Below are 18579 nucleotides of genomic sequence, written 5' to 3' on the forward strand. Positions count from 1 at the left end.
CCCACCAAATTTGACGGACCCAAACCCCTGCCGGTGTGGAAAGAAACGTGCTGATAACCACCGCCACATACCCGACATGCACGCGTGCTTGATTGCGCGCAGCATTGACGACATTGTTGTCATCCGTTGAAAAGTCTTGGCAATTTCTCTGAACCTCCCAAGGATCATAAGCATCATGGAAAGCAACAAAGTCCTCGTCGTCGGCGGTGCCGGCTACATTGGCTCGCATACGTGTCTCGAACTCGCCAACAAGGGTTTCGAGCCCGTCGTCTACGACAACCTATCGAACGGCCACGAGGAATTCGTCAAATGGGGCGTGCTCGAAAAGGGTGATATCCGGGACCGTCAACGGCTCGACGAGGTGCTCGCCCGCCACAAGCCGCGCGCCATCCTGCACTTCGCCGCGATGATCGAGGTCGGTGAATCGGTCAAGGATCCGGTTTCCTTCTACGACAACAACGTCATCGGCACCCTGACGCTTCTTTCTGCCGCGCTCGCCGCAGGCGTCGAGGCCTTCGTCTTCTCATCGACCTGCGCCACCTATGGCCTGCCGGAACGCGTGCCGATTGACGAAGCGCATCGTCAGGCGCCGATCAACCCCTACGGCCGAACGAAGTGGGTGTGCGAGCAGGCGCTGAAGGACTATGGCCAGTACAAGGGCCTTCGGTCTGTGATCCTTCGCTACTTCAACGCCGCAGGCGCCGATCCGGAAGGCCGCATCGGCGAGTGGCACGAGCCTGAAACGCATGCGATCCCGCTTGCCATCGACGCTGCGCTTGGCCGCCGCCAGAGCTTCAAGATCTTCGGTACGGACTACGATACGCGCGACGGAACCTGCGTGCGCGACTATATCCATGTGCTTGATCTGGCCGATGCGCATGTGCGCGCCGTCGAATACCTGCTGGCGGGCGGCGACAGCGTCGAGCTCAACCTCGGTACCGGTACGGGCACGACCGTGAAGGAGCTCTTGACGGCGATCGCCGACGTCTCCGGCCGCGAGTTCAATGTCGATCTGGTCGAACGCCGCGAAGGCGATTCCACGACCCTGGTCGCCAACAACGACAAGGCGCGCGACATTCTCGGCTGGGTTCCGCAATACGACCTGGCGGACATCACCCGTACCGCCTGGAACTGGCATTCGCGCCGCAACCAGGGCGCTTGATAGTCTGCTGATAGCTGATTTTGGTGCGGCGTTTCACGCGCCGCACCAAAAGATTTACGCCGCCTGCTGCAATGGCTTCGGCGCGATCCGCGGGCGCAGACGTCGCGTCAGTGGCTTTTCGAGCAGGACGTAGGCGGCGACGCCCAATACCGTCCCGGACAAGACGGCCAGAAACGCTGACAGGGCCAGATCAACACCCGCTCTGGCGCAGACCTTCACCACGACCGATATGGCGAAGGTGTGCCAGAGATAGATGGAATAGGACGCATCGCCGAGGAGCATCGGCAACCCACGAGGGCGAAACCAGCCCCGGCTTTCGAGCGAAAGGGTGCCGACGACAAGCAGGACGGCCAGAGGCCCAAGCACGAATTCGTCGAAAGGCAGACGAAACACGGCGAGCGCCGCAAAACCTGAAACCCCTATCGCGATGAGGACCAGGCCGGCATAGCCTCCCGGTACCCTGCCCCGCAGCCACAGTTCGGCAATGATCATGCCGGCCACGAATTCAAGAATGATCGGCCGGGAATAGGTCGAAAACAGCGCATTGTCGGTGTCGATGGCAAAGCCCAAGCCCACCAGCAGCAGGAAACAAGTGCTGATTACCAGCAATCGTCGTGATCGCGGCAGCAGCAACGTCAAAGCGAAGACGGCGTAGAAGAACATCTCATAGTTCAAAGTCCAGCCCTGGACGAGAACCGGCCAGATCTCGCCGGTGCTCGGGGATGGTATCGGTACGAACAACAGCGATGCCAGCACGTGCGTTGGGCTGAGCACGAGATTGGGAAAGAGCCCGGCAAGTCCGCCAAGGACCATCACTGCGGTTGCCAGCCAATAGACCGGCGCGATCCTTTGAACGCGGTCACGCAAAAAAGAGAACGGCGACATCGGCCGGCGCTCGCTGATCACCCACATGATGAAACCGCTGATGACAAAGAATATGTCGACGCCGGCCGCGCCGATCGCGAAATGATGGCCAGTGCGCTCGGCCGCATGAAAAACGACCACGCCCAGCGCCGCAACGGCGCGCAGGTACTGGATCCCGTAGATTGTGCTCATCGAGCCCCCGCTGGTCCGATCCATCAATACCTCAGCTGTGCCACGCCCTGCGGCACGATCCGCGCTCTTTGGATCTCAGCCGAGCGTGCGTCCGGTCGAATTTGCGGCAAGGTCAGCTTGCCGGCGGCGAAATAGAGCAGGAACGAGCCGACGTGATAGGGGTTCATGATGTCGATCTCCACGAAAGACCGCACCAGCAGCAACATCGTGATGCCAAAGAGGACCGAGGACTGGATATCGTGGTCCTCCGTCAAGAGGCGCTTGATGTGACCGAGAACGGTGGTCAGCAGGATGCCCGATAGCAAAACGAGCCCGATAAAGCCTGTTTCGACGATCGCCTCGATGAAGGTGTTGTGGAAATGGAACCCCGAGCGCGTCGAGATGTAGAACTCTTCCCAGAGGCGCTCGGCCTCCGAGAAGCCCTGAACCCAATAGGCCTGATAGCCTACGCCCACCATCGGCGAGGCCATGGCCGCCTCGATGCCCTGCTGCCACAGATAGGTCCGCCCAGTCAGCGTCGAATCCTTGCCGAAAAGGCCAAGCACCAGATCGACGCCGCCGCCATAGATGCCGGCGACCGCGACCAGCGCACCGCAGATGACGGCGGCCAGGAACAGCCCCTTTCGGTGGCCGGGCGAGAGCATGCCGACGACGCGCATGCCAAGCCACAGCCCGATGATCACCGCCGTGGTCAATACGGATGTGGCCGATTGCGACGCCAGCAGCGAATAGGCCGCAAGCAGCCCGACCGCGCCGGACGCCAGCAGCCAGGAGCGTCGCTCGCCAAGCGCCACAGGCGCGATGAAGGCGAAATAGATGCCGAGCGAAGCGTAGAAACCGAGCTGGTTTTTCGACGAGAAAGCGCCGACGAAACTGTAGGTGCCGTCAAGCGGATCGAGATGGTAGACGCCGAAAAGCAGGGAATAGACAAGCACGATCCCGATCCCCGCAATTGCACCGCGCGTCAGCGTTCTGATGTCGATCAGACGCATGGCGATCAGCGCGCACACCACATGCGACAGATACTGGATGCCTGTGCGTGCCGTCATCGAAGGCGCTTCCGACCAGAAGACCGACAGGCAGGCAAAGACGGCAAAACCGAGGATCCACAGACGCCTGCCGTAGTTGCCGAGCACGCGACGGTAGTCGACAAGGACGAGCGGCAGCCACAGGGCGTAATAAAGCAGGATCGATGCCTGCCCGAAACGCGAGGAATAGGCGAAGACGAAGAACGACAGCGCGATCGCAACGGTGCCATAGACACCATTGCGGTCAGGCGATATCAAGCTCGACTTCGCAATCCTCACGATCGGTCCTACTGTGTCGCGAGGTTCGCTTGAACCTTGATCACGTCGCCCGGCAACACTGGCGTGTTTTCGTCGGCTGCGATCTCGGACGGCTTGCCGTCACGCTCGCGGATGATCGAATAGGCGATGACGGCATCCTTCGTATTGTCCTTCGACTGAGCCGCTTCAGCCGATTGCAGCAGGGCTTCCGCCATCAGGTCCCGGCTGGTGCCGAGCTTGATCTGCAGCGTGTCGAGTTCTGCCTCGGTGTTCTGGAGATCCTGCGCCAGTTGCGCGTCCCAATCGTTGCGAAGGTTGGTCTCGTCCTGCGCCGCCTTGCTGACATCCTGTTTTGCCTTCAGCGAGGCCGTATCGATGTCGAGCAAAGCAGATTGCAATTCGGCCACCCGTTGCTCTAGCGCTAACTTGCGCTGGCTGAGCGCCAGTCCCTTTTCGGCGAGACTCTCGACCTTCTCGCGATCCTCCGCCGCCAGCTCCATCTGCCGCTTCTGCGTTTCCGACTTCTTTGCCAGCGACTGGATTTCGCTTTCGAGCAATGCCTTCAAGTCGGCGAGCGACTTCAATTGCAGCTTCTGCTTCCTGTCGCGGGAGTTCATCAAAGCCGTCTCGTTTGCAAGAAGCTTGTCGATACCCGCTACGCCCTGCAGGTCCTTCGGCAATTCGATGCCTTGCTTGTCCGCAATCTCGGCCTGAAGCCTGGCGCGCCGGATCAGCAGCCTGTTGCGTTCAGCCGATTGCACGCTCGAATCGCCATGGGCGTTGATGTAGTCGCGAGCGAAACGCTGGCCGCTATCTGAACGGCGCAATCCGCCGCCAAGGCTGATGGCCTTCAGTACCGTCAGATTGGGTACGAATGGATACTCGCCAGGCTTTTCGACCTCACCGGAAAGATAAAGCGGGCGATATTGTGCGAGTTCGACGGAGGCGGACGGTCGATCGCGCAGACCGAACAGCGTCTGCATTTTCTCGCCGATCGCCTCCCCGACCTCGGTGGTCGTCTTGCCGGCCGCCGGCAGGTCGCCGATGAACGGCAACGATAGCGCGCCGGACGGCCCGACCGTGTACTCCCCGGTGACGACCGACCAGTCGCGTACCGCACCTTCGGCGGTCTGCCACTCGGCGACGCGAATCTTGAGCTTGTCCATGGTGCCAAGCTGATATTCCTCGGCGCCGGCTTGAGCGGCGCCGAGGACCACTACGGCTACCAGGACCGTGTGGTGAAGGAAACGAGACACCTTGCGGGAAATCCGGGATTTCCCTGACGGAGCGTGTGTTTTCATAGGGGCTTCCGTTAAAAACGCCGATCCCGCGATCGACCTTTCGGTCGCGCGGGCGCAAAGGCGTGGATCGTCAGTAGCTGCCGCGAGAGAAGCAAACGGCTGGGATGGTCTTCACGACGATGGAGAAGTCGCTCAGCATGGACCAGTTCTGGACATAATGGGTATCGAACGCGACGCGAGCCGCGTAGGAAACGTCGTTACGTCCGCTGATCTGCCAAAGGCCGGTGAGACCGGGGCGCGATTGCAGGTAGTACACGGCGGCCTGGTCGTAGAGCTCCAGCTCGTCCTGCACCACCGGCCGTGGGCCGACGATGCTCATTTCACCGCGCACGATGTTGATGAGCTGCGGCAGCTCATCGAGGCTCAGCTTTCGCAAGACGCTGCCGACAACGGTGACCCTGGGGTCATCCTGCAGCTTGCGCGATGCGCGCCACTCCTCGTAGGCGGTGGGATTGTTTCTGAGATACTCCTGCAAGATCCGGTCACCGTCCGCCCGCATGGTGCGGAACTTCAGACAACGGAACGACTTCCCGTTGTGACCGATACGGCGATGGCCATAGAAAATGCTGCCACCGTCAGAGAACTTGACGAGCGCAACCAGCATCAAGAAGAGCGGGCTCAAAAAGACGAGCGCCAGTGAAGCGGCAAAGATGTCGAAGCCACGCTTCGCAACACCACCCACAGGCGGGAGCGCCGCAGTCTCTGCGGCACTGAAAAACGGCGGATTTGCCGATCGAGTCGCAGACTTCATAGAGATAACTCCATTTACGTTGGCGAATGGTCGGTCCCTCGAAAGGGCACACTCCTATTCAAGAAAGAGTGTGTGGTGAGAATTTGTCTTTTGAGGGCGAAATAATGGCGGGTGCCCAAACGGCACGCCGATTACGAATATCACTGATTTCGAATATGTAATATTTCCATCCCGGCAACCGTTATATTATCAGACGGCGAAGTCTTACGTTCGGTACTTTCGTGTATTGTATCGGAGGCGCGCAATTGCGTCGCCGTAAAGCCAATATATCTTGGTATCTGTTATGTTTGCCTTGACCTGCGCCCGCCGGATTTGGCGCTGATAGAAATTGACAGGCGTCAGTCTTTCCGCGGAAATGGTGCGTTGCAGCAAGGTTTTGCGCCGCACGCACAACGAGACACCAAAAGTTAATTTCGTAACAAAAGGTGATCTCAATCGTTACCCAGACAGCAACCAGCGGGCGGTACGACCATCACAAAGCGCCGGGAGGTGGAGAAATTGCCTTGGGATTGCCATGGAGTGGCAAGGATCGAATCGTGGTGAGATCGAAAAATGGCCAATTTGATTCGCATGCTGTTGTTCTAAACGCGACATAAAGACTTTGGAGGCAGAGTGGCGGCAGGGCGCGGTTTTGACGGTTGAAGCGAAAGGGCGCTGCCAATATATTGGAACTCTGAGGAGGAAAGGCCGAACTCCGATGACCACAACGTCGACAGAACCGAGTGCGAGGTAGCGCCATGTACGCACCGCGCGTTCTTGTGAGCATGCTCGGCGCCCTCGCCGTATTTGCGATCGTTACCTATTTCCTAAACGGCTCGCTGGCGTCGACGCTAATCCAGACCATCCTATGCGCCGTACTGATGCAGGTCGGTTATTTCATCGCCGTGCTTTACCTGGTGTGGAAGAAGGCGCGCGAAAAGGAAAGACAGGCCGCCGAGATGGCGCGATTGGCCGGCGACGACAAGACAGCCGGCAGTGCGGCGCCGCAACGCCTCGATCGTCCTGGCCACTTCAATCGCTGAACAGGCCCTCCCTTTCCGATCCGCGGCCCGCGAGACGGCCCCAGAAAATCTCATAGTTGACGCGTTTGCGACAAGATCGCCATGCATGGTCCGGTCGTCGCCACCCTTGGCGGCGTCGCGTGGCCACGGCTAGCCCAAAAGCAAAGCTACGCAGGAACCGAAGTGCCGCAGCGCCCGCAGATCCGCGCGCTGCCCGTGAGACACGATGCTGGAGGCCCTCATGACCACAGACGTCTGCGTCATCATCGCCGCAAAGAATGCCGAAAGTACCATTGCCCGAGCCGTCGCATCGGCCCTTGCAGAACCAGAATGCGCCGAAGTGATCGTCATTGACGACGGCTCGAGCGATGACACCGAAGGCGCGGCGCACGGCGCCGACGACCACAGCGGCCGCCTGACGATCGTGCGCTTGGAAAGCAATCGCGGGCCATCGGCTGCCCGCAATCACGCCCTATCGATCAGCCGCTCGCCGGTGCTTGCAATCCTGGATGCTGATGACTTCTTCCTGCCAGGTCGTCTCGGCCGTTTGCTTGTGGAGAGCGATTGGGACCTGATCGCCGACAATATCGCCTTCATCGACGAGGCGGCAGCGACCGATATCGCAGAGAAAATCGAACCCTTCCAACCGCAACCCCGCCTCATCGGCCTGATCGAGTTCGTTGAGGGCAATATCTCTCGGCGTGGCGTGAAGCGTGGCGAGGTGGGGTTTCTGAAGCCATTGATGCGACGCGACTTCCTGGAGCGGCATTCGATCCGCTACCGGGAGCCGCTTCGGCTCGGGGAAGATTACGATCTCTATCTGCGCGCGCTCGCCAAGGGCGCGCGCTACAAGATCATCCGGAGCTGTGGCTATGCCGCCATCGTGCGCAGCAACTCGTTGAGCGGCAGCCACCGCACCGAGGATCTCAAGCGGCTCTATGAGGCGGATCGGATGATCCTGGCGGGAAGCACGCTGGAAAGCGAAGCCGCGGCCGCGATCCGAAGGCACGAGCGACATATCAAGGACCGCTATCAGCATCGACACTTTCTCGACCTGAAACGAGAACGCGGCGCGATGGCTGCCGTCGGCTACCTCATTCAGCAACCCGATGCGGTACCTGCTGTGACCATCGGTATCCTTGCCGACAAGACCGAGCGCTTCAGACAGCCGCATTCGGATGCTCAAGCGGCCCTCGGCGGCGCCGGGGGGCTGCGCTATCTGCTGCCCGCCACGGCCGACGGGCAGAGGTAGTCATCATGCCGGCCACGGCACTTTCGAGGTGCCGTGGCAGGACCATCAGAAGTATGATTGACGCACGGCTGCAAGGGCCTCCTGAAAACGTTCCTTCCGTTCGGCAAGTCTTTCGTCGCGGCTCAATTGCGGTGTCGTGCGGATCGCCTGCCAAAGCGCAAGCGTGGAAGGTGCGGCGAGAACCTGCTTGGCTGCGCTGCGCAAAAAAGTCTGCCTCGGCTCGGTCGTTGCCACCATCACGTCATGATCGATCGGTCGAAGGTTCGGCGCCTCAGCCACCGTCTGCGCCTCGAAGTCCATGCCCCAGAAGCGTTCGCCCTTGATCATGGCTTCGGCGCGGCTCGACACCGGCACGTGGCGGGGTCGGTAGTGGACGCCGACGGTGCTTGCCCAGTCGTTCCACTTGAAGCTGTTGATGCTTTCCGATGTCGTCACGGCCACCCACGGCACGCGAAAGGCGTCTGCAAGGATCGCGCCATGCATCGATTCGGCGACGATGAGTTCCGACTGCGCAATCTCGCGGATCACACTTTTGGCTTCGCCGCGCGGATCGATATAATGCAGGCCGACAGTACCACAGGTCACCGGCCACATGCCGGCAATGGCGCTTTCCCAATGTGGCACGAAGCTGCGCTTGTGGAGCTTCGGCAAGGTCTTGAACTCCGGCATTTCCGCGACCATCACGGCGGGATCGACGATGCCAAGGTCCGGCGAAACGCCGATCTTCTCGGCGGTCAACGGCCCTCGGACGCAGCGGATGTCCCACTCCTTCGGATCGCGCATGTCCGGCAGGGTGCCGTAGCCGAAGCCGCTGCCGATAACGAGCTTTCGGATGCCGTCGGGTAAAAGCGCCCGGTTGAGCACGGTGCCGACGCCCACCAGCAGGATTTCCTCGTGAACGTCACGGAACCCCGGCAGCAGGAAATCCCATAGCCAAAGATTGAGGTCGTCGCCGAAATTGCCATGCTGAGATTCCCAGTAATAGGGCTTCATGGGCAGTCCCTTCTTTCAAGATGCTTCATGTGTCCGGATACCGCGCTGAGCGGCCTTGGTGTTCCTCCTCGAAGGAGCGTTGTGTGATCAATTTGATCGCGAAAACTTGCCGACGGCGAGTTCCAGCGCGCTTCGCAGGAGCCTCGGATCACGCAGGACCCAACGCGCCAGCAGTCGGAATTGGGGAGATTTGCGTCGCTTGAGCCGACGGGCCTGGCTCCACAGCGCCTGACGGCGTGCTGTATGCTGATAGGAGCGGATCGACGCGATTGCCGCGGGTTTGCGCGAGAAGCGCCCCTCGAGCGTTTCCAGAGCAACAAAGGTGTTGAACTGCTGCTGCAGGAACTCTGGCGAATCGTTGTCGATCGAGTGGAAGATGTTGATGCCCTCACCGCGCTCGGCGCCCGCTTCGTCACAAAGCACGACCCGTTCGGCGGCAAGAATGCAGTCGCAGAAAAACAGGACGTCCTCAGCCGCCAGCCTTAGCGCCGCATCGAAGCGGATCTTCTCGAAAAGGCTGCGCCCGATCACCATGCAGGAAAGGTGCAGGAAGCTCCAGTTCTCGAGCATCACGTTGGTCAGATCAGGAATTTCGACGACCAGCGGCGCCTCCTGCAGCCTGACGACGCTGTTGGTTTGCGTTAGCTCGGCAACATCGAAATGATAGTAGAACGCATCCCCGCCGGTGATCGACGCCCAATAGCAGTCGGCGCCGAAGCGGCTCATGCATTCATAGGCATTCTTCAGATGATCCGGGGTCCATTCATCGTCGGAATCGAGGAATGCCACGAACTCGGCATCCTCGGGAACATGGTCCAACCCAGTGTTTCGAGCGCCGCCAGGTCCCTGATTGGGCTGCCGAATCACGGTCACGCGTGCGCGCTCCTGATCACTTAACGGCCCCAACTCCGCCTCAATCGAATAGGGAGAACGATCGTCTATCACCAGGACATGGAAGTCCTGAAATGACTGGGCAAAGACGGAGGCAAGTGCCCGCCGGAGAATACCCGATTCCTTCTGATAGTACGGAATAATAACAGTCAGCTTCGCCATCTTTTCGCCCCTGCGGTTTCTCTAATAGAGTCTTGCGTGGTCTCCTCCCACCGGGTCGCGGCCTTATATTTAGCCCAGGTCCTTTGTCGGAAATCCTTCAAAGGCATCAAGGATGCTCTTTATGCCCTCAACCGTAAATGCCATGTCTGTGACGCGGAACGTCGGCTGGAGCGTCCTTTCAAAGACAGGTACTTTCGGGCTGAAGTTTGTCACGGTGCCGATTCTGGCGCGCATCCTGACGCCGGAAGAGTTCGGCACGGTGGCCGTTGCGCTCACGGTCGTGCAGTTCCTGGCGATGATCGGCGGCGCCGGTCTTGCCTCCGCGCTCATCATCCAGCGCGAGGAAGATATGGAGCTCATCCACTCGGCGTTTTGGGCCAATCTTGCCGTCGCGCTCCTGATGGCGCTTGGGCTTTTCGTCTTCGCCGATCCGCTGGCAAGCCTGCTTGGAGCACCCGAAGCCGGTTACCTGCTGCGGATCATGAGCGTGCTGATCCCGCTGCAACTTGGCGGAGACGTCGCCTATTCTCTCCTCGCTCGACGGATGAATTTCAGCAAGGACGCCGTCTGGACCATGCTATCCGAGACCGTCGGGGCGCTTGTCGCCGTCGGCGCAGCCCTTTTTGGCTTCGGCGTCTGGTCGCTGCTGGCGCAGCTTTTCGTTTCCGCATTCATCCGCCTTGCCGGGCTCTATGCAGTCTCGGGCTATGTGCCCCGGCTGGTTTTTTCCGTTGGCCGCGTTCTGACGCTCAGCCGGTTCAGTTTCGGCATGATGGGGTCCGAGATCGCCAACTTCATTACCTTCCAGTCGCCGATGGTGGTGATCAGCCGCTACCTTGGCCTCTCGGACGCCGGCGCCTATTCGGCGGCGAACCGCTTTTCCAGTATTCCCAACCAGATCGTCCTTTCGGCGGTCATGGGCGTGCTCTTTCCCGCTTTCAGCCATATGGGCGAGGATCGCGAGCGTCGATCACAGGCGCTGATGCTGAGCACGCAGGTCACCACCGTGCTGTTGGCGCCGATGATGTTCGGTCTTTGGGCGCTTGCCGAACCGGCGATGTTGGTGCTTTTCGGCCGGCAGTGGGCTGCCGCCTGGCCGGTCCTCGGCCTGCTTGCGCTGTCCAAGGGACTGTTGACGCCCTGCAGCACCTACGTCCCCTATCTCAAGGGCATCGGCCAGGGCACAGTTCTCTTCTGGTGGGCAGTGATCCGCGCTGTGGTGACGACAGCAGCCGTCGCCTATGGCGCCATCGGCGGCTCGCTGGTTGAGGCGATGATTGCGCTCTGCGTCGTCAATCTGGCAACGCTGGTCGCCTATTCCTGGGTGGTATTCCGGGCAGACCGCCTGCCCTTCTTCCGCAACCTCCTGGTCTCGATCAGGCCGATGATCGCGGCATCCGCGATGGCGGTTGCCGTCAGGCTTTTGCTGGATTTCTATGGTGCAATTGTCCCGAACGCGGTCGTGCAGGTGGTTATCGGAACCGCGGTCGGCGGACTGATCTATCTCGTGCTGATGCTTCTGATGGAGCGTCCATTGTTGCTGAAACTCTACGGTATGATCCGCAGACGCAATGTCTCGCCGACCGCGCCCGCGGCGGCGGAATAACCGATTTCAACGGCTGAAAACTGCCTCACCCTCGCCGCATTTCGGCTTGGCTGGCGCCGACCCGGCCGTCTTGAAGCGTGATAAATGAGAAAAACAGCACAATTTTATCATGTGCAACATCATCAATCACAATCACAAGCATCAACAAATAAGCGCCTGATAATATTTCGCAACCGCCGCCGCAATAGGGTTTTTTCCCGGCCATCCGCACCCTGATAGGCATATACTCCTATCAACGTAACGTCTTCTCATGCTGCGACGCAGCAGAATACGGTCGATTCGTTTGTTGCGGCGCCATATTTTTAGCCGCGCTCAAGCCTAGCCTTTAACTGAGTGAATGCGGGCTCTGGTCTGCTCTGTTGAAACCGTCGCCTGAATGGCGCTGGCAGATAGGGGTGACGGACATCGTGGATGTGAACGCGAACATCTCATCGCGGATCAATCTGATGCGGATCGTGCTGATCTCCGGCATCGTCTTCGTGCATGTGCCGCATGATCCGGCGACGAGCCCGTATCTCGGCACGTATGGCGTGCTTGACTGGTTGCGCGTCTTTCTTGGCGACAGCCTGTTTCGTGTTGGTGTCCCGTGCCTCAGTGCAATCTCCGGCTATCTGCTGTTTCGGCGTGGCCTCGACAGCTTCGATTATGGCAAGACCTTCAAGACCAAGGCAAGAACCGTCCTGTTGCCCTTCCTGCTTTGGAACATAGCTTTTCTTGCGCTGGCCTTCGTTGCGCAAAGCAAGGGTATCGGCTTCGGCTACCTGCCGGATGTCGCGGGCGCAGGCTCGCGGGAATGGTTGAACCTCGCCGTGGCGTTCCAGGACCTGCCGATCAACGTGCCGCTCTACTTCCTCAGGGATCTACTGCTTTGCATCGTGCTGTCGCCGGTACTGGCGTGGCTGATCATGCGCTATCCAATGCAGACGCTCGCCCTGCTGTTCGCCTATGCCGTGCTGCCGTTGCCAAACGGGATCTTCCTGAAGAAGTCGATCCTCTTTGGTTTCAGCGCCGGCATCTACATGAGTCTCCATCGCGTTGACGTGCGCAGTCTCGACCGTTTTTCCTGGCCGATCGCCATTACCGTTCTTGGTGCTTCGGTGCTGCTTTCGCTCGTGCTCTATCCGTACGGACCCGACTTCCCCGTCTGGGTCGATATGCTGCGCAGCCTGGCGGCGCTGTCCGGCATCCTTGGTTCCTGGGCGGTTTCAGCGCTGCTGGTCCGCACGAGCTTCGGGGCATCGCTGGCGCGTGGTGGCGGGCTCAGCTTCTGGATCTTCTGTACGCACTATCCGCTGCTGGTTCTCTTCTGGATGATCTGGAACCGCACGGGCTTCGGATACTACCCGGCCTTCTACTACACGGTCCCGTTCATCACGATCGCCATCCTTGTCGCCGCCTATGGCCTCGCCGGGCGTTGGCTTCCGAACCTGACCGCAATCCTGACCGGCAGCCGAGCGGGAGCCGCCCAAAGCGCGAAGGCGCTGCCGGCAGAAGCGCGCGCCGAATTCTCACCACAGCAAAGGACCTGACCATGAGATCTTCCGGACCTCACCGCCTCGCCCTGTTGAGCCTTATCGCCATTGGCCTTGCCGGCCCGGCAAACGCCGCGAGCACAGCCGAGGCAACGTCCTTCATTGACAACTTCGATACCCTCGACACCGGCATCTGGTACGTCTCGGACGGATGGGACAACGGAGCACACCAGAACTGCACCTGGTCCAAGAAGCAGGTGAAGGTTGAGAACGGCATTGCGGAACTCTCCTTCACCGAAGGAAAGCTTGGCAAGCGCGATTACAGCTGCGGCGAGATCCAGACACGCAAGCGCTTCAGCTACGGCACCTACGAGGCCCGCATCAAGACGGCCGATGGTTCCGGGCTGAACTCAGCGTTCTTCACCTATATCGGCCCGGCCGACAAGAAGCCGCATGACGAGATCGATTTCGAAGTCCTCGGCAAGAACCCGGCAAAGGTTCAGATCAACCAATATGTCTCCGCCAAGGGCGGCAACGAAAAGCTCGCCGATGTGCCTGGCGGCGCCAACCAGGGCTTCAACGACTACGCCTTTGTCTGGGAAAAAGAGCGTATCCGCTACTACGTCAACGGCGAACTGGTCCACGAAGTCACCGACCCCGCGAAGATCCCAACCAATCCGCAGAAGATCTTCTTCAGCCTTTGGGGAACCGACACGCTTTCCGATTGGATGGGCGTCTTCTCCTACAAGGGACCGTCGACAATGCAGATCGATCGGATCGCGTTCACGGCGCCTGGCGATAAATGCCAGTTTGCCGAGTCGGTCGCCTGCCGAACGAACTAGAGCATCCCGCTTTCAAGTGGAATCACTTGAAAGCGGAAAGATGCTCTAGAATCAAAGAGCTAGAGCGTCCTTTGTGCGTTCATATGAACGCACGGCGCTCTAGGCGGCGATCAGAAGCCGCACTCATAAGCCGCGCGTTCAAACGGCAAAGCGCAACGTTCTCATCCATGCTCGGCGACGGCCAAGCAGAAAACCGGGGATTCATGCTGCAGGTACTTTATTTCGCACAGGATCTTGCCGACCCCGCCGTTCGCCGGCGCGTCCTGATGCTCCTTGCCGGGGGCGCAAGGGTCAAGCTTGCGGGGTTCAGGCGCGACGCCAACCCGCTGGCGGCGATCGAAGGCATCGAGCCGATTGAGCTCGGAACGACACATGACGGGCGTTTCGTCCAACGGATCGGTGCGATCGCCAAGAGCTGCTTTTCGCTCAGGCAGGCGCTGCGCAATGTCGAACGCCCTGATGTGATCATTGCGCGCAATCTCGACATGCTGGCGATCGCCAGGCAGGCCGTCAGTGTTTTCGGCGGTGACGTGCCGATCGTTTACGAATGTCTCGACATTCACCGCCTGCTTTTGCGCCGCGACATCGCCGGCAAGACTTTGCGGGCGAGCGAAGCGTTCCTCGGGCGTGATGCCCGGCTGCTGATCACCAGTTCTCCGGCCTTCGTCGAACATTACTTCCGTCCGCTTTCCGGCATCTCGGCGCCGACCATGATCCTGGAAAACAAGGTGCTCGAGCTCGGCGAAACCACAGCGCGGCCGCTCGCTCCGGCAGCAACGCCGGCAGAGGATGGGCCGTGGCGGATCGGCTGGTTCGGCGCACTGCGCTGCCGCAAGTCTCTGGCACTGCTGGCAGCCTTTTCCCGCAGGATGGAAGGACGCTTCGAGATCGTGCTGCGCGGCCGGCCCGCCTATTCGGAGTTCGACGACTTCGACGGCTTCGTCCGCAATGAGCCGTTCATCCAGTTCCACGGGCCCTACCGCAGCCCGGAGGAACTGGGCGCCATCTATTCCGACGTGCACTTCACCTGGGCGATCGATTTCTTCGAGGAAGGCCAGAACTCGACATGGCTGTTGCCGAACCGGCTCTACGAGGGCTGCCGTTTCGGTCGAGTGCCGATTGCGCTGCGCGGTACCGAGACAGCAAGATTCCTTGCGATCCGCGGCCTCGGCATGCTCCTCGACGAAGCGGAGCCGGAGGCTCTCGTCGCCCTCCTCGGCTCGGTCGACCCCGAATGTTACGCCGAGGCATCCGACCGGATTGCGGCATGTGGAGCCGATACCTGGATCTTCAATCGCAGCGACTGTGAAAACCTTGTCCGTCGCCTGCAGGCGGCAACATCGGCGGCTCCGCCGTGGATTGCGCCGAACCTTTCCGCAACGCCCCAGAACGAAGGCGGATTGTCATGAGCAACAACACGCTGGCTTCGATACGAACCCTTATCGTCATTCCCTGCCTCAACGAGGCCGAGCACCTTGAGGGCCTGGTCGAGAGATTGCGGCCCTCTGCGGCGCGTCTCAACGGTGCCATTCTGGTCGTCGATGGCGGCAGCACGGATGGCACGCGCGACATTGCTGCCCGCCTCGCTGCGGCGGACGCATCGGTCCTTGCCCTCGACAACCCCAAGCGCATTCAGAGTGCGGCGATCAATCTGGCCGTGGCTGAATACGGGGCGGCCTTCGACTATCTGATCCGGATCGATGCGCACGGAACCTATCCTGACGACTACTGCGAGCGCCTTGTCGAAGAAGCGCTCGAGACCGGTGCGGACTCGGTTGTCGTCGCGATGCAGACGGTCGGCTTCACGCCGTTCCAGAAGGCGACGGCCTACGCCCAGAATTCCAAACTCGGCAATGGCGGCGCAAAGCATCGACTTGGAGCGACGAGCCACTGGGCCGATCACGGTCACCATGCACTGATGCGCATATCCGCCTTTCAGGCGATCGGCGGTTATGACGAAATCTTCAGTCACAACGAAGATGCAGAGTTCGACTACCGCTTCCGTCAGGGAGGCTATCGCATCTGGATGACCGACCGGACGAGCATGGTCTATTATCCGCGCGCCAAGGTCGGCCCGCTTTTTCGCCAGTATTTCGCCTATGGACGTGGGCGCGCGCGCAATGTCCTGAAACACCGCGCCTGGCCGAACCTTCGCCAGCTTCTGCCGCTTGCCGTGGCACCGGTCGCCGTCGGCGCTCTGCTCGCCGTCATCAACTGGCTCGCCGTCGTGCCGGTGGCGCTCTGGGCCGCCGCCTGCATCGGCTACGGTATGTGGATGGCGCTTGGGCAAAGGAACCCCTACGGCCCGCTTGCGGCCTTTTCGGCCATGGTCATGCATTTCGCCTGGTCGGCCGGCTTTTGGCGCGAGCTGCTCACCTCGCGAAACCGAAAGGTGGCGCCATGACCGGAACGTTCGCCAGAAAGCAGATCGATATTGCGGTCTGCACCTTCCGCCGCCCGGAGCTTGCTGAAACGCTGCATTCGCTGGCGCTCATCACGGTGCCCTCTGACGTCGACATCCGCGACATCGTCGCCGACAACGACACGACGCCGAGTGCCGAGGCATTGGTCAACCAGATGCGCCCGACCATGCCTTTCGAGATCCTCTACGTGCATTGCCCGGCGTCGAACATTTCGATCGCCCGCAATGCCTGTCTCGACAACAGCGCCGGCCACTATCTCGCCTTCGTCGATGACGACGAGACGGTGGCGAGAACGTGGCTCGTGCAATTGCTCGATACGGCGCTTGCGACCGGGGCCGATGTCGTGCTCGGCCCGGTGCGCGCCGAATACGCGTTGTCCGCGCCGAACTGGATGCGTCGGGGCGACTTTCATTCGACCCGACCGGTGTGGGTCGAGGGCGAAATCCGCACGGGCTACACCTGCAATGTGCTGATCGATCTTACCCGGCCGGTCCTTTTCGGCAGACGGTTCAACCTGGCGCTGGGACGGACCGGCGGCGAGGACACGGAGTTCTTCCGCCATATGCATGCGGCCGGCGGACGTCTCGCCTATGCGCCGGATGCGTTGGTTTTCGAGCCGGTTCCGGAAAAGCGTGCGCGCCTTGCCTGGCTTGCCAAGCGCCGCTTCCGCTCCGGCCAGACCCACGGGCGCCTGTTAAGTGAGCCGGGCCGACCCGCAAGGCAGATGGTGGAAATCGCCCGGGCGACGGCCAAATCCGGCTATTGCGCGGCGGCGAGCCTCATCCTTCTCGGATCGCCTGTCGCCCGCTCGCGCTACGCCTTGCGCGCCATCATGCATGCGGGCGTCGTCAGTGGGCTGCTTGGCGTGCGCGAACTCCAGCAATATGGGGCCGCGACCGCCTGATGACGCTTCCCCCACCAGAGGTCAGTTTTGTCGTCGCGGCCTATAACGCCGCAGACACGATCCGGCGCGCCGTTTTGAGCGCGCTCGCCCAGGAAAACGTCGATCTGGAAGTGATCGTCGTCGACGATTGCTCTGCCGACAACACCTGTGCCGTGGTCGAAGAGATCGCTGATCCCCGCGTACGGCTGTTGCGGCTTGAAAAAAACCGTGGGCCGGGCGGAGCGCGCAATGCCGGGCTTGAAGCCGCACGCGGCACATGGATCGCTATTCTCGACGCGGACGACACCATCAGTCCCAGGCGGCTTTCCCGCATGATCGATTTGGCGTCGACCGCCGGCGCTGAGATTGCCGTCGACAACATCGATGTTGCAAACCTCGACGGGCGCGTGGAGCGCATGTTTCCCGAAGCCTTGCTCGAACACCACCGGGTGCTGACGCTTGCGGCGTTCATTCAATCCAATGTGCTTTTCCGCTCGACCTATAATTTTGGCTATATGAAGCCTGTTTTCGAGCGTCGTTTTCTGAACGAGCACGGGCTGCGCTTCGAGGAAGCCATCCGGATCGGTGAAGACTACATCCTGCTGGCGTCCGCGCTTGCCTGCGGCGGGCGCTGCGTCGTCGATCCTTCAGCCGGCTATTGCTACCACATTCGCGAGGGCTCGATTTCCCGGGTGCTCGAACTTCGCCATATCGATGCGATGATCGCAGCCGACAGGGATTTCCTCGCAAAACACGCGATCGATGCCGAAGCGATGACAATGCAGCGTCGCCGCGACAGGAGCCTCAGCGAAGCGCATGCCTTCCTGCGTTTGGTCGATCATCTGAAATCCAAATCGTTGGTAGGCGCCGCCCAGGTGGCCTTCTCCGACCCCCGAGCGCTTCGGCACCTCAAAATGCCGATCGCCGTGCGGCTGCGCCGTTTGCTTGCGCCGTTCGCACGATTGAAGTCCGCCACACCGATAGTGGCGGCTGAACGATCCACCTCGGGCAATAGCCCTCACGTACGCAAAGGATAAAGCTATGGACCGTATCAGGACCGTCAGGAAAGCTGTGATCCCGGTCGCCGGCAATGGAACGCGGTTCCTCCCCGCGACAAAGGCGATACCCAAGGAGATGCTGACGATCGTCGATCGTCCGGTCGTGCAATATGCGGTCGATGAAGCCCGCCAGGCGGGAATAGAGCACATCGTTTTCGTTACCAGCCGCAACAAGCAGGCAATCGAGGACCACTTCGACGACACGCCGGAGCTCATCTCGTCGCTGACCCGTTCCGGCAAGAAGGCCCAGATCTCCGAGTTGGAGGAGATGCTGCCCCGCGCCGGCTCCGTCAGCTTCACGCGGCAGCAGGCGCCACTCGGTCTCGGCCATGCCGTCTGGTGCGCCCGTGACTTGATCGGTGATGAGCCTTTCGCTCTGCTTTTGCCCGATATGCTGTGTCATGGCGCGCGCGGCTGCATGGCAGGTCTCGTCGATCTCT

The 18579-nt window shown here is 60.6% G+C and carries 18 protein-coding genes; 11 read left to right on the forward strand and 7 right to left on the reverse strand.

Features of this window, described 5'->3' with window-relative positions; translation table 11 throughout:
• Positions 1-175: 175 nt before the first annotated feature.
• Positions 176-1162 carry a UDP-glucose 4-epimerase GalE gene (gene galE, locus I8N66_RS28245; RefSeq protein ID WP_291161021.1) on the forward strand — a complete coding sequence of 329 codons (987 nt, stop codon included), beginning with the start codon at positions 176-178 and terminating at the stop codon, positions 1160-1162.
• A 54-nt stretch (positions 1163-1216) separates the two neighbouring features.
• Here the strand turns inward: galE and I8N66_RS28250 are convergent, their stop codons facing one another.
• The 4 genes from I8N66_RS28250 to I8N66_RS28265 form a co-directional block, all read right to left on the reverse strand.
• Positions 1217-2218, reverse strand: coding sequence for an acyltransferase (locus I8N66_RS28250; protein WP_291161024.1), 1002 nt, complete (start codon positions 2216-2218; stop codon positions 1217-1219).
• Positions 2219-2241: 23 nt separating this feature from the next.
• A complete protein-coding gene (locus I8N66_RS28255) occupies positions 2242-3525 on the reverse strand; it encodes an O-antigen ligase (RefSeq protein WP_291161027.1) in 1284 nt (427 codons plus the stop codon).
• Positions 3526-3533: 8 nt separating this feature from the next.
• Positions 3534-4805, reverse strand: a complete 1272-nt coding sequence (locus tag I8N66_RS28260) for a polysaccharide biosynthesis/export family protein (RefSeq protein WP_291161029.1) — start codon at positions 4803-4805, stop codon at positions 3534-3536.
• A 70-nt stretch (positions 4806-4875) separates the two neighbouring features.
• Positions 4876-5556, reverse strand: a complete 681-nt coding sequence (locus tag I8N66_RS28265) for a sugar transferase (protein ID WP_113540625.1) — start codon at positions 5554-5556, stop codon at positions 4876-4878.
• A 737-nt stretch (positions 5557-6293) separates the two neighbouring features.
• Between I8N66_RS28265 and I8N66_RS28270 the strand changes: the two genes are divergently transcribed.
• Positions 6294-6578: an exopolysaccharide production repressor protein gene (locus I8N66_RS28270; RefSeq protein WP_223728962.1), complete on the forward strand. Its 285-nt coding sequence runs from the start codon at positions 6294-6296 to the stop codon at positions 6576-6578.
• 220 nt (positions 6579-6798) lie between these two features.
• Complete coding sequence (locus tag I8N66_RS28275; RefSeq protein WP_365887996.1) at positions 6799-7809, forward strand: glycosyltransferase family 2 protein; 1011 nt, start codon at positions 6799-6801, stop codon at positions 7807-7809.
• Positions 7810-7854: 45 nt separating this feature from the next.
• Here I8N66_RS28275 and I8N66_RS28280 read toward each other — a convergent pair whose 3' ends face one another.
• Together I8N66_RS28280 and I8N66_RS28285 are read right to left on the reverse strand one after the other, a co-directional pair.
• A complete protein-coding gene (locus I8N66_RS28280) occupies positions 7855-8802 on the reverse strand; it encodes a polysaccharide pyruvyl transferase family protein (RefSeq protein ID WP_223728964.1) in 948 nt (315 codons plus the stop codon).
• A gap of 87 nt (positions 8803-8889) precedes the next feature.
• Complete coding sequence (locus tag I8N66_RS28285) at positions 8890-9855, reverse strand: glycosyltransferase family 2 protein (protein WP_291161039.1); 966 nt, start codon at positions 9853-9855, stop codon at positions 8890-8892.
• A 121-nt stretch (positions 9856-9976) separates the two neighbouring features.
• Here I8N66_RS28285 and I8N66_RS28290 point away from each other — a divergent pair, with 121 nt between their 5' ends.
• A complete protein-coding gene (locus tag I8N66_RS28290; protein WP_291161042.1) occupies positions 9977-11461 on the forward strand; it encodes a lipopolysaccharide biosynthesis protein in 1485 nt (494 codons plus the stop codon).
• 25 nt (positions 11462-11486) lie between these two features.
• Here the strand turns inward: I8N66_RS28290 and I8N66_RS28295 are convergent, their stop codons facing one another.
• Entirely contained in the window at positions 11487-11684 is a 198-nt protein-coding gene (locus tag I8N66_RS28295; RefSeq protein WP_291161046.1) for a hypothetical protein, read from the reverse strand.
• Positions 11685-11874: 190 nt separating this feature from the next.
• Here I8N66_RS28295 and I8N66_RS28300 point away from each other — a divergent pair, with 190 nt between their 5' ends.
• The 7 genes from I8N66_RS28300 to I8N66_RS28330 form a co-directional block, all read left to right on the forward strand.
• Positions 11875-12990: an acyltransferase gene (locus I8N66_RS28300; RefSeq protein ID WP_291161065.1), complete on the forward strand. Its 1116-nt coding sequence runs from the start codon at positions 11875-11877 to the stop codon at positions 12988-12990.
• Between the two features lie 2 nt (positions 12991-12992).
• Positions 12993-13775, forward strand: coding sequence for a glycoside hydrolase family 16 protein (locus I8N66_RS28305; protein ID WP_291161049.1), 783 nt, complete (start codon positions 12993-12995; stop codon positions 13773-13775).
• 203 nt (positions 13776-13978) lie between these two features.
• Positions 13979-15184, forward strand: coding sequence for a glycosyl transferase family 1 (locus I8N66_RS28310; RefSeq protein ID WP_291161052.1), 1206 nt, complete (start codon positions 13979-13981; stop codon positions 15182-15184).
• A complete protein-coding gene (locus I8N66_RS28315; protein ID WP_291161055.1) occupies positions 15181-16179 on the forward strand; it encodes a glycosyltransferase family 2 protein in 999 nt (332 codons plus the stop codon). The genes I8N66_RS28310 and I8N66_RS28315 overlap by 4 nt, the downstream gene beginning before the upstream one ends.
• Positions 16176-17102 carry a glycosyltransferase gene (locus tag I8N66_RS28320; protein WP_291161059.1) on the forward strand — a complete coding sequence of 309 codons (927 nt, stop codon included), beginning with the start codon at positions 16176-16178 and terminating at the stop codon, positions 17100-17102. Before I8N66_RS28315 ends, I8N66_RS28320 begins: the two co-directional genes overlap by 4 nt.
• Positions 17102-18118, forward strand: a complete 1017-nt coding sequence (locus I8N66_RS28325) for a glycosyltransferase family 2 protein (RefSeq protein ID WP_291161067.1) — start codon at positions 17102-17104, stop codon at positions 18116-18118. The genes I8N66_RS28320 and I8N66_RS28325 overlap by 1 nt, the downstream gene beginning before the upstream one ends.
• A gap of 4 nt (positions 18119-18122) precedes the next feature.
• A partial coding sequence (locus I8N66_RS28330; RefSeq protein WP_291161062.1) for a sugar phosphate nucleotidyltransferase occupies positions 18123-18579 on the forward strand: 457 nt, incomplete at its 3' end.

The sequence above is a fragment of the Ensifer sp. SSB1 genome, assembly GCF_016652895.1.
Classification (GTDB): Bacteria; Pseudomonadota; Alphaproteobacteria; order Rhizobiales; family Rhizobiaceae; genus Ensifer.